This window comes from uncultured Algoriphagus sp. (assembly GCF_963974835.1).
In the GTDB taxonomy this organism is placed as follows: Bacteria; Bacteroidota; Bacteroidia; order Cytophagales; family Cyclobacteriaceae; genus Algoriphagus.
The window spans coordinates 15,069-30,213 of sequence record NZ_CAXBET010000009.1; the positions used below are offsets into that span (position 1 = coordinate 15,069).

13 protein-coding genes are annotated in these 15,145 nt (G+C 39.2%); 9 read left to right on the forward strand and 4 right to left on the reverse strand.

The window, feature by feature from the left end; translation table 11 throughout:
* The first annotated feature begins 231 nt into the window (after positions 1–231).
* The 6 genes from AACZ73_RS16185 to AACZ73_RS16210 all read left to right on the forward strand — a co-directional run bounded on the left by AACZ73_RS16185 (position 232) and on the right by AACZ73_RS16210 (position 7,061).
* On the forward strand, positions 232–1,509 hold the full coding sequence (locus tag AACZ73_RS16185; RefSeq protein WP_339879437.1) for a sugar isomerase: 1,278 nt from the start codon (positions 232–234) through the stop codon (positions 1,507–1,509).
* Between the two features lie 400 nt (positions 1,510–1,909).
* Positions 1,910–2,140 (forward strand): acyl carrier protein, encoded by a 231-nt coding sequence (locus tag AACZ73_RS16190; protein WP_339879438.1) that lies wholly within the window; start codon positions 1,910–1,912, stop codon positions 2,138–2,140.
* A 105-nt stretch (positions 2,141–2,245) separates the two neighbouring features.
* Positions 2,246–3,457 carry a hypothetical protein gene (locus AACZ73_RS16195; RefSeq protein WP_339879439.1) on the forward strand — a complete coding sequence of 404 codons (1,212 nt, stop codon included), beginning with the start codon at positions 2,246–2,248 and terminating at the stop codon, positions 3,455–3,457.
* A gap of 171 nt (positions 3,458–3,628) precedes the next feature.
* Positions 3,629–4,210 carry an RNA polymerase sigma-70 factor gene (locus AACZ73_RS16200; RefSeq protein ID WP_339879441.1) on the forward strand — a complete coding sequence of 194 codons (582 nt, stop codon included), beginning with the start codon at positions 3,629–3,631 and terminating at the stop codon, positions 4,208–4,210.
* A gap of 4 nt (positions 4,211–4,214) precedes the next feature.
* A complete protein-coding gene (locus AACZ73_RS16205; protein ID WP_339879442.1) occupies positions 4,215–5,198 on the forward strand; it encodes a FecR domain-containing protein in 984 nt (327 codons plus the stop codon).
* Positions 5,199–5,291: 93 nt separating this feature from the next.
* Positions 5,292–7,061, forward strand: coding sequence for a hypothetical protein (locus tag AACZ73_RS16210; protein WP_339879443.1), 1,770 nt, complete (start codon positions 5,292–5,294; stop codon positions 7,059–7,061).
* A 204-nt stretch (positions 7,062–7,265) separates the two neighbouring features.
* Here AACZ73_RS16210 and AACZ73_RS16215 read toward each other — a convergent pair whose 3' ends face one another.
* A complete protein-coding gene (locus AACZ73_RS16215) occupies positions 7,266–8,210 on the reverse strand; it encodes a DUF4097 family beta strand repeat-containing protein (protein WP_339879445.1) in 945 nt (314 codons plus the stop codon).
* A 300-nt stretch (positions 8,211–8,510) separates the two neighbouring features.
* On the opposite strand from AACZ73_RS16215, the gene AACZ73_RS16220 reads away from it, so the two are divergent.
* Positions 8,511–8,828: an antibiotic biosynthesis monooxygenase gene (locus AACZ73_RS16220; protein ID WP_339879447.1), complete on the forward strand. Its 318-nt coding sequence runs from the start codon at positions 8,511–8,513 to the stop codon at positions 8,826–8,828.
* Positions 8,829–8,941: 113 nt separating this feature from the next.
* Here AACZ73_RS16220 and AACZ73_RS16225 read toward each other — a convergent pair whose 3' ends face one another.
* A complete protein-coding gene (locus AACZ73_RS16225; protein WP_339879449.1) occupies positions 8,942–9,508 on the reverse strand; it encodes a hypothetical protein in 567 nt (188 codons plus the stop codon).
* A 156-nt stretch (positions 9,509–9,664) separates the two neighbouring features.
* On the opposite strand from AACZ73_RS16225, the gene AACZ73_RS16230 reads away from it, so the two are divergent.
* Together AACZ73_RS16230 and AACZ73_RS16235 are read left to right on the forward strand one after the other, a co-directional pair.
* Entirely contained in the window at positions 9,665–10,234 is a 570-nt protein-coding gene (locus AACZ73_RS16230) for a hypothetical protein (protein ID WP_339879450.1), read from the forward strand.
* Between the two features lie 4 nt (positions 10,235–10,238).
* Complete coding sequence (locus tag AACZ73_RS16235; protein WP_339879452.1) at positions 10,239–11,306, forward strand: alpha/beta fold hydrolase; 1,068 nt, start codon at positions 10,239–10,241, stop codon at positions 11,304–11,306.
* Between the two features lie 57 nt (positions 11,307–11,363).
* On the opposite strand, the gene AACZ73_RS16240 is transcribed toward AACZ73_RS16235, so the two are convergent.
* Together AACZ73_RS16240 and AACZ73_RS16245 are read right to left on the reverse strand one after the other, a co-directional pair.
* On the reverse strand, positions 11,364–13,265 hold the full coding sequence (locus AACZ73_RS16240; RefSeq protein ID WP_339879453.1) for a sialate O-acetylesterase: 1,902 nt from the start codon (positions 13,263–13,265) through the stop codon (positions 11,364–11,366).
* A gap of 95 nt (positions 13,266–13,360) precedes the next feature.
* Complete coding sequence (locus AACZ73_RS16245; RefSeq protein WP_339879455.1) at positions 13,361–15,106, reverse strand: glycoside hydrolase family 9 protein; 1,746 nt, start codon at positions 15,104–15,106, stop codon at positions 13,361–13,363.
* Positions 15,107–15,145: the final 39 nt, after the last annotated feature.

A 15,145-nucleotide genomic window follows, 5' to 3' on the forward strand; every position in this document is an offset into this window, starting at 1 on the left:
ATGACAACTTTAGGAAAACGAAAATTTTGAAAAATAAGACTGCGTCCTTTGCATAATCTTTGTGCTCTCCTGCGGTTAAAAATGAATGATTATGATCCAGCAAAGTCCAGCTTCTGGAGAAGCAGGACAACAACAATTTCTTAAGAAGCAGTCTAACTGCTAAATTAACTTATAAAATTACTGCGCCCTTTGCGTGACCTTTGTGTCCTCCGCGGTTAAAAAACAAAATCCATGAAACTTACGCTCGACCAAATACAAGATCAAAATAAAACTCAAAGCAATGAGCATTCCCGAAGCTTTGAATTCCTTGCCGAAAGCTTAGACAAAAAAGGAAACAACGTAGAAGAACTGATTTCCAAGCTTCAAGCCTTACAAATCGCAATACCAAGTTGGGCGCTGGGAACAGGCGGAACACGATTCGGGAGATTTTCAGGAGGTGGAGAACCGGCAACCTTAATCCAGAAAATTCAGGATGTAGGCATAATTCATACCCTCAATCAGTCAAGCAACGCCATTTCCCTGCATATTCCTTGGGATATCCCAACTGATTACCAAGCCATCAAAGAGACTGCATCAGAAGTTGGAATCGGCTTTGATGCAGTGAATTCCAATACTTTTCAGGATCAGGCAAACCAAGCTCATAGCTATAAATTCGGTTCTTTGGCGAATTCAGAAGATGCCGTCCGTGAATTGGCAGTGGAGCATAACAAGCAGGTAATTGAAATTGGTGATAAATTAGGGTCCAAAGCACTAACCGTCTGGCTGGCTGATGGAAGCAGTTTTCCAGGTCAGCATAGTTTGAGAAAAGCACTCGAGAATACGCATTTGTCTTTGCAGGAAATTTATAAGGCTGTGCCAGAAGACTGGAAACTCCTTATTGAGTATAAACCTTACGAACCTTCCTTCTACAGCACGGTGATTCAGGATTGGGGAACCTCATTCCTATTGGCAAATAAGTTGGGTAAAAAGGCTTATACGCTTGTAGATCTTGGTCACCACCTTCCAAATACAAATATTGAACAGATCGTGGCAACGTTGATGACCGAAGGGAAATTGGGTGGATTCCACTTCAATGACTCTAAATACGGAGATGATGATCTGACGGTGGGTAGTGTTAAACCGTATCAATTATTCCTGATTTTCCAGGAGCTGGTAAAAGGCTTTAGCGAAACGAATAATCCCCCACTTTCATGGATGATCGACGCCAGTCACAATCTAAAGGATCCAATGGAAGATCTAATTCAATCTGTTCAAGCCATCAAACTTGCCTATTCCCAGGCGCTATTGGTAGATAGTAAATCCTTGGAAGGTGCCCAGGAAACACATGACGTGGCAGGAGCTCAGGAGATTTTGCAGGATGCTTATAGAACAGATCTTCGTCCTTTGCTCGCCGAAGCAACCCGCAGATCAGGTGGAGCAATTGATCCTATCAAAGCTTTCCGCACACTTAAAGTAAGAGATACACTAATTGAAGAAAGAGGCTTAAAATCAATTGCTTCTGGATTGTAAAGAATGTTCTTTTCAGCAACTTAGCCAAGAGATATAACCTCTGCGCTCAGCTCGACCGAAGACCGGTGACCAAAGCTCCCTCAATCCTAGTGTTTCCCAAATCCTATTATTAATGGTAGAAAACTGTATGTACAAATCAATGCCTTAAAAAGTAACTATTCCAAAATTCAAGACTTTGGAATAGTTACCAAACTCTATAATTAATTTTTTAACCAAAAGTACTCGTTCATTAAAATATTAATAATAAGATTCAAAGCCTTAACTAATTTTTTCAGCTAATATTTGTAGCTCTCCGCGTATTCCTCCGTGTGCTTTGCGGTTAAATTTTATTTTTTTCCAAACTAACTAAGGGTAGTAAGTTCCTCAGCTGTCATAAACACAACATCACAAAAATGACAACATGGGAAAATATAGCCAACTCCGAAAAATCACTCAAGTCTTCAGCGAATACGGAATCGTATTAACTGGAGCCCGAAAGCACGATCATTTCATCTTTGATCTAAGGATGGACAAAATCTCCCTCAATTGGTTGATTTTCGAATTGGAATACGCCCTGAACATTGAACTTGATGACCATAAAGTCATGAATGTGGACGCCCCATCTCAATTGATTGCCCTACTTCTCGATTGAATTTCATCACAACTCTAATCACATCCCCCTTCTATAATTCTATTTCCAGAATACAGCTAATCCTTGTTTTTCACGAGAAAATAGATCTAATCAAATACTTCCGCAATGAAAACATTCACATTTAAAATCGCCCTCTTAAGTACTTTCCTCTTCATCTTATTTTCAACCGCATTTGCTCAGGAGGAAAGTCCAGCTCACCTTGGTTTTTTCTACCCTATTTCCACGCATGGAACGGAGGCTTTGAATTACACTAATAATTTCAGTTTCCATGTACTTACTGGCCTTTCGGGAGGAGAAAATGGAGCTGCTATCTATGGTTTGGCAGGAATGGTCAAAGGAGATGTGAAAGGTGCCCAGATCTCAGGACTCTGGAATAATGTCTCCGGAAAAGTAATAGGACTACAAGTTGCTGGGTTACTGAACCAAAGTTCCGAAGCTAGCGAAGCAGCTCAGATAGCCGGATTAAGTAATATAAACCTAGGCAATTCGGCATTCCAGGCTTCAGGTATCTTCAATAAGGCAGTATTGGTAAATGGAGCTCAGTTTGCGGGAATCTCAAATATTGCTGATCAGATTGACGGAATTCAAGCATCTGGAATCACAAGTTTGTCTAGATCAGTGATGGGAATGCAAGTGGCTGGGATCGCCAGTATTTCACCAGAAATAGACGGAGGACAGGTCGCAGGGATTTCCAGTATTTCTAAATCAGTTAAAGGAATTCAAATCGCAGGGTTATCAAATGTGGCCGAAAAAGTTGAGGGAATTCAGATTGCCGGACTAGTTAACCAAGCTAAAACTGTAAAAGGTATGCAAATTGGCCTGATCAATATCGCGGACAGCAGTGATGTCACTATCGGACTCATCAATGTTGTGAAAAATGGCGATCATCGATTGGGTGTTTCTGTCGATGAAAACCTCAATTCCTTCCTGACTTTCCGCTCTGGAGGAAAGAGAGTTTACGGAATTGTTGGCTTGGGCACCAACTTGGAAGTGGAAGATTTGAAATACGGATTTGAGGTCGGCTTAGGACTCAATTTGGCTGAAACGAACCATTTTCGTCTGGATGCAGAAGGAGTCAGCAAATACCTAACTGATTTTGAGGGCAATGATTTCTCCAAATTCAGCTTTCAATTACTTCCTACTTTGAAGATCACTAGGAGCATTCATCTATTTGCAGGACCTAGCCTTTCCTATATGCACTCAAGCGATATTGAAGCTGTAGATCATACTGGCTTGACAATTTGGGATGAGACTTGGAGAGAAAATTACCACGCTGCGATATTGGGATTTACTGCGGGAATTAATGTGAGGTTTTAAAAAAAGTTTTTGATGTTGGATGCCCGATGACCGATGTAGTCTGCATCGGTCACCCGACATCGGACATCCAGCAAATACCACATTTCCCAATAATCCCATATTTTTACTATATGCACTAAGGGTAAATTCTGTTCAGCTTGTCATACTTATGAAAGCATCAAAAAATTGAAGGTGACTGAGATACACTTAAATCCGTCAAACACTCCCACACTCGTTGATGAAGAGTCATTCGAAGCCGTTTTCAAAACCTATTTTAAGGCTTTGCATGCTTATGCCATGGCGATTCTCAAAGAATCGGAAACTGCCGAGGAAATCGTACAGAGCGTTTTTCTTAAGCTGTGGGAAAAGCGGGAAACCTTAGAAATCAGCAGTTCGCTAAAGGCTTACCTCTACCGAGCTGTTTACCACGACAGTCTGAACCACATCAAGCATCTACAAGTGAAACGAAAGCATTGGGACCATGCACACTACGAAATGACTCAGGGCAAACCTGAGCAGGTCGGCGAGCAGATTAAGGGACAGGAAAACGAATTATATGAGCGCTTTCAATTGGCGCTGGAGAAACTGCCAGAGAAATGCAGGATGGTATTTAACCTTAGCAGGTTTGAGGAACTGAAATATCAGGAGATAGCCGACAGGCTAGAAATTTCCATCAAAACGGTGGAAGCGCATATGGGAAAAGCACTGAAAACGCTGCGGATGGAACTTGCAGAGTTTCTACCGTTGCTTTTGATCTTTTTGTTAAATCTATAAAGCTATGGAAACCATGAACGAAGAAAAATTGATCAAATATTTGCTTCAGGAAAGCGATTCGGAGGAAACCAAAGCTGTACAGGAATGGATTTCTGAAGATGAGAAGAACCAAAAGCAATTTGAAGAAATCGAATGGGTTTGGAATTCAAGCAAGATCCTACTTGATAAAAGTGAAGTGGATGAAAATAAGGCTTGGCAAAGATTCACTGAACTTAGAAATGAAAAAGTGGGCTCTAAGCCAAAACAAAACCAGCGCTTTTTACAGAGCAACTGGTTTAGAGTAGCAGCTGCAGTTACTTTACTATTTGTATCAGCTTGGGTCTATTCAGCATTCCTTCCACAATCAGGAAGAGCTTATTTTAGCTCGGTTGAACTTCAGTCAGAAGATTCTCCTATCGAAGTATCATTACTTGACGGAACGCAGATCACGCTGAATAAGAATACTGCCTTAGACTATACACAAAAGCTTTTTGCAACCCAAAGAAAAGTTAATCTGAAAAGCGGAGAGGCCTTTTTTGATGTGAAAAGGAATGAAAACAAGCCGTTTGTAATCCAGAATGAGAAGGTTCAAATAACAGTTTTAGGTACGAGTTTTCATGTCAAAACATCCCAAAATACTACAGAAGTAATCGTGGTTAGCGGCTCTGTTCAAGTGGAGATAGATGGTAAAAAAGAAGTGCTTAAACCAGATGAAAAGCTAAGCGTAAATCAACTGACTGGGGAAATGATCAAAACGCTACCATCCAATAAACTCTACAATTATTACGTCAGCAGGAAGTTTCAAGCAGATGGTATTCCTTTGGAAGAGTTGGTGGCTACCCTGCGTGAGGCATATGGTGCGACTATAGAAATAAACAGAGAGGAAATAAAGACTTTACCTATTACCACAACTTTGGAATATGGCTCACTTAGCAAAAATCTTGAGGTTCTCAGTGAAACCCTAAACCTTAACATTTCCCAACGGGATAGTAAATTCATTATCCAATAATTAGAAGTTTTTATAAAAATAGAGGACTATGGTTGAAAAAATCATAGTCCTTACTTTGTTAAATTAACTCCTGTTTTTAATCCTAAGATTGTAATGCTGCCCAATAAAGCACTTTTTCAGGGTTCTCTCCTGTTTATCCTATGCTTAGTTTATTCTGTGAATGGCTTCTCACAGATGATGCTGGAAAAGAAAATCCAGATTCAGCGAAGTGACGACCTCAGTCTTAGACAACTATTGGATACACTTTCGGAGCAGAACAATTTTTATTTCTCTTATGAAAGCACTTTACTTCAGCTGGATCAGCCAGTCGAAAATGAGCAATTCTCAGGTACGATTGGAGAGTTTCTTCTGGATGAATTAGGGGATTCCTATGAATACAAAGAATTGCCAGGCTATATCATCATTCGCTATGCGCCGGAAAAACTGGATCTCGATGCGGATATGGAGACTAGGTTTAAAACAGTCACAGTTAAAGGCTACATAAAAAATGCCCGGACTAATGAAGTAGTGAGCCGAGCAAGTATCTATGATAAAAACAGCCTTGCTTCTACCCTAACCGATGAAGACGGGTATTTTAAACTCAAATACAAAAAACAGAACTCCTCGATTTGGCTCACCTTAAGTAAGGAAAACTACCGGGACACCTCTTTTTTGCTAATGCCTACCGTCAGCATTGTGGCCGATAAGGAAAATAACAGATTCCGATACATTCCCGGCGACAGTTCCACAAAAGCGCTGGAAGAGAGTTTTCTTGGAAGAGCATTTATCGGTTTTAAGCAAAGGCTACAAGGCATCAACATGGGAAGTTTTTTTGCAGAAAGCCCAGTACAAATGTCTCTTATTCCTGGGTTAAGTACCAAAGGAATGTTCAGTAGCCAAACCATCAGCAAATTTTCTTTGAATTTAATCGGTGGGTATACTGCGGGCATTGAGGGAATGGAAGTCGCAGGGATTTTCAACATCAATAAAAGAGATGTCAAATCATTACAAGTAGCAGGGATATTTAACTTGGTTGGTGGAAGTTCGAAAGGAGTTCAAGTCGGCGGAATCTACAATTCTGTCTACCAAAATGTAGATGGATTACAGGTTGGAGGAATATATAACAATGTGCGGGGGAATGTGAGAGGACTCCAAGTTGGAGGAATCATCAATACAGTGGGAGAAACTGCTGGTCCTCAGATAGCTGGAATTGTGAATCAGGCCAAAACTTCCAATTCTTTTCAGCTCGCTGGAATCGTCAATAATGCATCAACCTCTGCTGGTTATCAATTAGCTGGGATTACCAATTTCGCTGGTGGTGAAGTTAATTATCAGATTTCATCGATTGTAAATAGAGCAAAAAAAGTGAATGGCTTTCAATTCGCATTGATCAATATTGCAGAAGAAAATGATTACTCGCTTGGCCTATTAAACTTCATTCAAAATGGTGAAATGGGAATCTCAGTAAGCCTAGATGAATCAAGCTTTTCCCATCTAAACTTCAAATCTGGGGGAAGAAAAATGTATGGAATTTTAGGCCTTGCTTATAATCTACGAGATATTGATACTCCTATTGGACTGGAAGCTGGACTTGGAATTCATCTGGTTCCGGATCATAGATTCTCCCTTGATTTGGAATTTCTATCCATGACAGCTAGCGATTTTGAGCTAACATCAAATCATATCCAATCTTTTAGACTATTTCCCGGCTTTAGATTTGGCAATCATCTTCGCATTTTTGCCGGTCCAAGCCTCAATTTTGCATTCCTAGATCCAGGTCAAGAAGACTTCACTAATGGTTGGAATATCCTGGAGAAAACTACTAAAAATGGCATCTACAGAAGTTATGGAGGGGTTACTGGCGGAATGCAAGTGATTTTTTAGACAAGTGAATTAGTAGGTTTAATTCTGCTATCAGATTTAGGTATTGCGATTTGGACCTAAAGAAGTTCCGTTTGACTTCGCACTAATCTAGAATCAGAGCGAAAAATTTTTGGCCCCTACAGTTTGTTACATTTCCACAAAAATAGAGCATAAAAAACCCGGACGAAGCCGGGTTTCTGGGTGATTTGAAAATATCTATTTTTTTTAGTTTACTATCATGATGTTGCCACTTGACACAACACCTGACACGGTATAAGGAGAACCATTATTTATCTTTAATGACCCGGAGGAATTGCTCTCTCCTACTCTTAAGTTCCCGCTGGAGCTTTTCAAATCAAAGTTAAAATCATTCAAATTTGAATCTGTCTGAATGTCAAAATTCCCGGATGAACCTTCAAACCTTGTATTCGCGCCGAGGTAAGAATCATTTACAGTGTAATTTCCTGATGAAATCTTCAGAATACCTAGTTCCTGAACTCCATTCAAATCTCCATTTCCAGAATTTAAAGAAGTGTTTACTTTTCCATTGATCATTTTGAAAGTAAATTTTCCACTTGATCCTACTGCGTTTAAATCTCCTTCGAGATTGGAAATCGTAGCATTTCCTGATGAAATTTCCAACTCAACATTTCCTACCAGATCGTAGGCATTGATTTTACCAGAACTCAGCTCCAAATCGAGTTGCGGCGCACTAATATTTGATAGCTCCACATTACCGGAACCTCCATCGAACTCGAATTCATCAGCAATTACTTGGCTAATCATAACCTCTCCTGACCCAGCTTCCAGATCTATATTCATCAGTTCTGGTCCTGTCAGATTAATGTAACCACGGTTGTTGCCTGCACCAGAACCATTTCTCTCTACCTCTATGATCAATTTATTTTGATCAACTTTGTATTCTATAGAATAATGTCCTGCTCTACTGGACTCCAAAGCTCCAATGAGTTGAACCGTTTCTGCATTTGGGTTACCTAAATAGGTTACATCCAGGAAAGATGATTCGATCTTTATTGTAGTTATGTTGGTAAACTCTTCATTGATAGATTGAACCAATTCTAGGTTGGTATCGCAAGAGCTTAAGGCAGCGAAAGTTGAACTTAAGAGAACCAATGCTCCTAATCGAACTTTAATTTGTTTTGTTTTCATAAACAGAAGGTTTTCAGAATTAACTGTTGATTTTTTTTAATACCTATTCTGCAATCGACGCTGATTCAAAAGTGCTCTCATTTCTTTAATTCAATTACTTAATCTAATTATATCATCAGATTAAAACTTTAGCATGGAACAAATACTGAATAAAAATCTATCTAAGACTTATGTTCATCAAAAATTCTATGCTAGCTAGATAATTTAAATTTTAAGAAATAGAAACAGATTTTCAAATCATGTTTAGCAGATATAGCTAAGACAGCTACATTTGCTTTTACCCTTAGTTAAAATATAAAAATGATAGCTAACACTCCAGCCCCTCCCTATTTCGCAGTGATTTTTTCAAATATGCGTACCGAAATTGAAGAAGGATATGAAGAAACCGCAACTGAAATGGTACGCTTAGCCGAGGCTCAAGATGGGTATCTGGGACATGAAAGTGTGAGAGATGGTTTAGGAATAACCATTAGCTACTGGGCAAACCTAGATTCTATCCGAAATTGGAAACAACAGACAGATCACCTTCTAGCCCAAAGAATGGGTAGAGAAAAATGGTATTCAGCTTATAAAACAAGAATTTGTTTGGTCGAGAGAGATTACGAATTCAATATTTAAAGTATAAGAATGATATTATAAAAAAGTGGCTTCTCACTGAATATTAGAAAAGGCTAAGGAATCATTGTCCATAGCCTATTCTATTTTTAAATTATATAAACTATTTGCTAGTCTTAGAAAGCATATCCAAACCCTACTCCACCATACAAAGGCCAGAATCCATTGTTATTAAAAATTGGATTGATGTTAATTTTCCAAGTAAAACCTCCATCAACTGGGACCCTTCTGTATCCAAAATTCATGGTACCCATGATACTTGGTGAACTATCGACGTCAAGGATAAAGCTATAAGAATAAGGTTCATAAGTAATGCAGGTGGAGATTCCTGTATTAGGATCATATATGCTATCTACACAGTATCCATCATTATCAAAAATAAAAAAAGTAGCTCCCAGCCCCACTTCAAAGTAATGTGGCCCCTTGCCCATAAGCCTGTTCACCATGACAGGCAATGAAAAAAATGACTCATAGTTCGTAGTATAACCACCAAAACCAACTCTCATTCCCCATGACTCCATTCGTGTTTTATCAAAACGGAAATCATAATTAAAGCTATAAGGCAATCCAGCTCCACCCAATTCCACATAAACAGACTGAGTTGGCAATTTTGTGTCTTCTTCTTGAGCCATCGCAAATTGACTACTTATAAGCAGTACGATTCCGAGTATTACACGTTTCATAATTTATGGTTTAAGATATATTAATACGAATTAACGCTTTTCAAATTCAATAGATGATTAGATTTGATTAATTTTTACTGTATAATTAGTTTTTATATTTCGAAAATCATTAGAATAACCAAAATGTATACTATTTTAAAATTAAAAAGGCTAAAAATGACAGCGGCAATTCTTACTGCATACCTGTCTATGATGATTTTTGTTGGATGTGGCGATGATCCGGATATGAGTCCTTTCGGAGAATGTGGCGGCCCATATAAGGTAAATGCTATAGATTTAAGTCTATTCTATGAGCCATATGAAAACAATCAATATGCAAGTGAATCTGATACGGTTAATCTGGATGAATTCAATATCTATCTAAAAATTGAATCTGAAGCCATCTCGGAAGTATCATCTAGAACTGCTAGTTTTCCTGGTGTGGCCTATGCGCTTTCCTGCGCTCCAAACTTAGATTTTCAAAACATTCAAGGTATAACCATGATTCTTCTTGAACCTTTTGGTGACAAGGTAGCTGGAACCAATATTTCTAACTTGGTAACTACTCACGATAACGTAAAACTTTCTGATTTAAGGGAATTTAAGGGATCACTAGGACAATATAGGCTAAACATAGATCTTCAACCAGATAACAAATCCCAATTAAAAACCAGAACCATCTTAAAGCTAAGAAATGGAACTGAGAAAATCTTTGAGTCCACATCGCCTGTACTTTTGACCAATTGATGCTATGCTAAGAAAAATACTTTTGGGCATTTTTGGTGCTGCTATCATTCTGGCAATAGTGTACATGTTAGGACCAAAACTTAAGCAGCAGGAACTGACCATAGAATTTCCCGAAATACCTACTAGATTATCCGAATTACAAAACTACATCCGCCAGAGAGAAGATTCTGTAATAGGTCTCAAGCCGGGAAATGAAGCTTATATTGTTTGGTCGGATAGTTTGAATAAACGAAAAACTCCCTACTCTATAGTTTATATTCATGGATTTGGCGCAAGTCCCATGGAAGGAGATCCAGTGCATAGATTCCTTGCTGCCCATTTTGGAGCAAATCTTTTTGTCACCAGGCTCCCTGAACATGGCATTAAACGTGATAATGGGATGGAATACCTGAGTGCTCAGCTGCTTGCAAATGCTGCCGGGGAAGCGTATCAAATTGGGAAAAGTCTTGGTGATGAAGTCATTGTAGTGGGTACATCTATGGGCGGAGCACTGACTTTGTTATTGGCAAGTCAGCAACCAGATATAAAAGCTGTAGCTGTGTATTCTCCTGCGATGCGTGATTATGGAGAGAAACTTTCCGCATTTTTTTCTCCCTGGATGCAAAAATTAATGGAGATGACAATGATGGAAAATAAAGTGATTCATCAGAAACGTGAGGGTGAAAAAGCTATGTATTGGTCAGAGGATTATCACATCAATGCTTACAAAAGTCTCGCACTCGTCATGTATAGTAATATGAATGAAGACACCTTCAAAAAAATTAAACAACCTTTATTTTTAGCTTATTATTACAAAGACAATGAAGCTCAGGACAATGTAGTTTCCGTTCCGAAGATGCTGGAAATGTATGACCAGATAAGTACGCCAAACGATTTGAAAAGAAAGAAAGCTTTTCCCAATGCAGGAGACCATGTAATTGGAAGTTCTATTACTTCAGGAGATTGGGAAGGGGTACTTTTCAGCACGATTGATTTCTTGGAAAATGTGGCAAAAATCCCGGCAAAGCCGGAGTATCAGGAAAAAGTGGACGAACTACTGGAAGTACAGGAGTCTATGGGCAAAATAAAGTGATCAAAAAGAGGTCATGCTACCAACATGACCTCTTATCTTTCATTATAATAATATTTTTTACTCAAACTTGGCTCTAAAAGGCTCCGCTGGAAGATTGAGATTATTAACCAAATTCACTTCCGGATTATCAGCCCAAGCATACCGAATTTCACCGGCCTCAAACCCTTCAGGAAGTATGATTTCGACAGACTCTTTATCTGCTATGGAAGCCGTTACTTGTTCGAATTCTCCACCTTCTTTTCCTACGATAAAGCCTTTCACTTCCTCGCCTTCTTTCAATTTCAATCCTTCTCCTACAGATTTAAATTTCACAAGTAATACGCTGTCCTGTTTGGAAATTGAATCAAACTGTGGTCCCGAAGCAAGGTTATTTTCTCCATAAGCCACTTTTTTTGCCTGTAACCAGAGTCTTTCACCTACATCTTTCTTATTTCTAGGATGAATATCACCTTCTTCTCCAATGTCTATAATGGTTACCATTCCAGTCTTTGGAAGCTCTAAAGTTTGCTTCTGCGCTTCTCTCAAAAATGCCCAATCACTCTCCGGCTGCACATCTTTTCTTTCCATGAAATTTGCCAATTGTACAAATAGAAATGGGAAATCACCTAAGCCCCAATCCTTTCTCCAATTCGTAATCATCGTAGCGAAAAGTTCATTGTATTCTTCATGGCGGCCTGCATTACTTTCACCCTGATACCAGATGGCACCTTTGATGGTATACTTTGTAAGTGGAACTATCATCGCATTATACATCATCCCCGGCATCCAGTTGAAATACTCCACTTTAGGAAGCGTAGGCTCCACTGCTGAGTTTGAATAAGTCCAAGTTCCTTCCAACGAAATTTGCTTTCCTGACTCCATCAGATACATTTCCCCTTCCTCTCCTATTGAAGGTTGGTTATTCCAACTATTGATGGCTCGAACAGATAATACATTTGTACCCTCATTCAGTAGCTCTGCCGGGATTTCAATATCAGGCATTGTTGTTCCCCAATCCTTGTAATGAAGCAGTTTTCCATTCAAATACACATATGCCATCTGATCAATATATGGCAAGTGAAGCGTTACGTTCTCGGTGCTTGTTAAGGAAAATTTCTTTCTTGCCCAGGCGATATATTGCAAAGGATTGGATTCAGGGAGACTTATTTTTGTCCAGCCTGAATCATCGAAAGTTATAGCTGAAGCATTTGCCGCTGCAATTGAATCAGGTTTGCTTACCAAAGAATCCCTTAATTGACGATTCTTTTCATTTTCGTCCAGTTTAGCAACCCAGCTTTCATTGTTATCTACTACATCTTTTGCCTGCTCATTGAATGACCCTTCCATCTCTGCGAGGATCTCGGCATTCGTCCATCCTTCTACGGGTGTTCCACCCCAGTTTGACTCTATAATTCCTACTGGTACTTTCTTTTCAGCATTATTTCGTTTTGCAAAAAACCAAGCTACAGCCGAAAAATCTTTCATATTTACAGAATCAGCTACCTTCCACTCTCCTCCTACCACATCATCAAGTTTCTCTGCACTGTATGAATTTGGGACTTTAAAAAACCTGATCTGTGGATCTCCTCCCTCAGCAAATTCCTTTTCTGCACCTATTACCTGAGATTTCAATCTCCACTCCATGTTGGACTGTCCTCCAGCTACCCAGACATCACCTACATATACGTCATTGATTTTTTGTTGATTGATTTCGAGTGTATGAGGTCCTCCAGCTTTCAGTTCAGGTAGTTTAATCACCCAAGTACTATCATTATTTACAGTTCCGCTGGTCACTGCACCTGCTAGACTCACACGTACATTCTCACCTGGAACACCTTTTCCCCAAACAGAAATAGCTTCATCCCGCTGAACGACCATGCCATCTCCAAAAAGTTTAGGAAGGGTAACTTGAGATTCAAATTTTGACGATCCGCAGGAAAAAAGAATTAATAAGGTGAATATTTTCCAGATGTGTTTCATACCATATATTATTTCAATTGGGAATTTGCCTAAAAAATCTGAAACATCTAAACTTAATTCAATGGAAGAGTATGCAATTGCTAATCTTAAACAATTTATTGATTAATAGCTTCCAATGAATTTGCCAGGTATGCAAAAGGAGCATTCCAGTTGATAGCGATTTCATTGGAAGCATAGCTACAACTTTCATCAGAATAGGATTCATCTGCGAATTTGCTCGAATAGCTACATCCATCTTGCTGGCCTGGATTTGCTCCCCCCACTATGAATCCTGGTAAGGGCGGTAGATCAGGTCTTGATTCAGCAAGTCTATGGTGTGGGTGAAGTGGAGTTTTACTTCCAAAACCGGTCACATAAGAATATCCGGTAGCATTTCTTCCTAGAATATAATCCATATTATCATATGCTCCCTCCAGAAAAGCATGTTCCCCATTTTGCTTGTAAGCGTACTGGAGGAGAATTCCTTGATTAGCAGCAACTGCATTGGAGCCCCAAATAAAATTCTTGACATTGCTTTCCATCGGGCTTCGAAAAGCCACACCATTTAAACCGTCAATTTGAGCTCTTGCAGCGGAAAGCAGATTTATTTTCAGCATAGCCATCCACTCTTGGGGAAGTAATGAAATATTTTCCTGATGTCTTAAAAGCGAATAATAACCTAACCAAGCGACTTGATTCCAGGAAGGAAGCTTGAAGCTCTGATCAGCATCTATCAATTCTTCCCAATAAGTCATGTTGTGTGTGGTAATAAAAAGCTCAGAAGCTGCCCAAATCTTTTCATCCACCGCACTGAAATCCCCGTAAGCCCCAGTAGTCACATCCGGATCAAAGGATTCGTTTAATTCATTTTGCTTATAAAGAACATTTGGATTCTTATTCGCCCAGTTCCAGGCATTTTCTGCGGCTTTCAAATACATCACTGACTCTTCAGGATAATATGCTTTGTACACACGGGAAGCCTGAGCCATTACCGCTGCAAAATCCAACGTTGCCGTAGTGCTTTTTGCCACCACATAGCGCTGGGAGTTTGCCAAATGTGGCTCCAACATTCCTTCAAATTTGGCAGTAGTAAGTTTATGATATACACCGCCATCATTTGGATCCTGCATAGTGATCATCCAGTCCAAATTCCACCGGACTTCATTCAGTAAATCAGGAATTTGATCACTTGACTCAGGTATATTCAAATCAAGTTTTTTGAAATAATCTGGATAATCCTCAAAAAGTGACAAAAGTGTACCCACGGTAATCCCTGAATTAACAATGTACTTGTTGTAATCACCGGCATCGTACCAGCCCTTTGGAGCTGTTAAAATATCACCTGCTTTTCTGAAATTGGATGCAGCAGAAGGATGAATCATCACCTGATCATCGGGATGCCCAAGTGCTCTTGCCCAGATACCTGCATGACTTTTTTCTATTTCCATACTTGCTCTCTGATAATAGAAAGCTTTGATACTGGCTTTTCCGAGCTCTTGATTTATTTTAGGATTGATCTCAAACGGGTAGGATTTCGCTACTCCACTTAATATCAATACATATTTGCCAACCTTATTGAATTGTGAAAAATCGGCGATTCTGGATGTCTTACCGGAGAAAGTCTTGATAACTTCCTTAGAAAGTTTTCCTTCGTATACGATATTTTTTTGATCATCGTCCCAGAGAACAAAATCTTCTACATCTTCATGATTAATGATGACGGCGATTTTTTGCTGATCTGGATAAAAGCCTACTTGGTTTAATCGGATAGATTCATCGACAGTTAGGTTTTCATCTACGATTGGTGCTTTGCATGACATGATGCAAAGAAATCCAAACAGAAGAATATGCGAATATTTCATTTTATTTAAATAACTGAAATTCAATTTTTTATTAATCAT

Coding starts and splice junctions, on each gene's coding strand:
- AACZ73_RS16185 (WP_339879437.1), top strand. CDS start 232: ATGAAACTTACGCTCGACCAAATACAAGATCAAAATAAAACTCAAAGC.
- AACZ73_RS16205 (WP_339879442.1), top strand. CDS start 4,215: ATGGAAACCATGAACGAAGAAAAATTGATCAAATATTTGCTTCAGGAA.
- AACZ73_RS16235 (WP_339879452.1), top strand. CDS start 10,239: ATGCTAAGAAAAATACTTTTGGGCATTTTTGGTGCTGCTATCATTCTG.
- AACZ73_RS16195 (WP_339879439.1), top strand. CDS start 2,246: ATGAAAACATTCACATTTAAAATCGCCCTCTTAAGTACTTTCCTCTTC.
- AACZ73_RS16220 (WP_339879447.1), top strand. CDS start 8,511: ATGATAGCTAACACTCCAGCCCCTCCCTATTTCGCAGTGATTTTTTCA.
- AACZ73_RS16215 (WP_339879445.1), bottom strand. CDS start 8,210: ATGAAAACAAAACAAATTAAAGTTCGATTAGGAGCATTGGTTCTCTTA.
- AACZ73_RS16245 (WP_339879455.1), bottom strand. CDS start 15,106: ATGAAATATTCGCATATTCTTCTGTTTGGATTTCTTTGCATCATGTCA.
- AACZ73_RS16210 (WP_339879443.1), top strand. CDS start 5,292: ATGCTGCCCAATAAAGCACTTTTTCAGGGTTCTCTCCTGTTTATCCTA.
- AACZ73_RS16225 (WP_339879449.1), bottom strand. CDS start 9,508: ATGAAACGTGTAATACTCGGAATCGTACTGCTTATAAGTAGTCAATTT.
- AACZ73_RS16230 (WP_339879450.1), top strand. CDS start 9,665: ATGACAGCGGCAATTCTTACTGCATACCTGTCTATGATGATTTTTGTT.
- AACZ73_RS16240 (WP_339879453.1), bottom strand. CDS start 13,265: ATGAAACACATCTGGAAAATATTCACCTTATTAATTCTTTTTTCCTGC.
- AACZ73_RS16190 (WP_339879438.1), top strand. CDS start 1,910: ATGGGAAAATATAGCCAACTCCGAAAAATCACTCAAGTCTTCAGCGAA.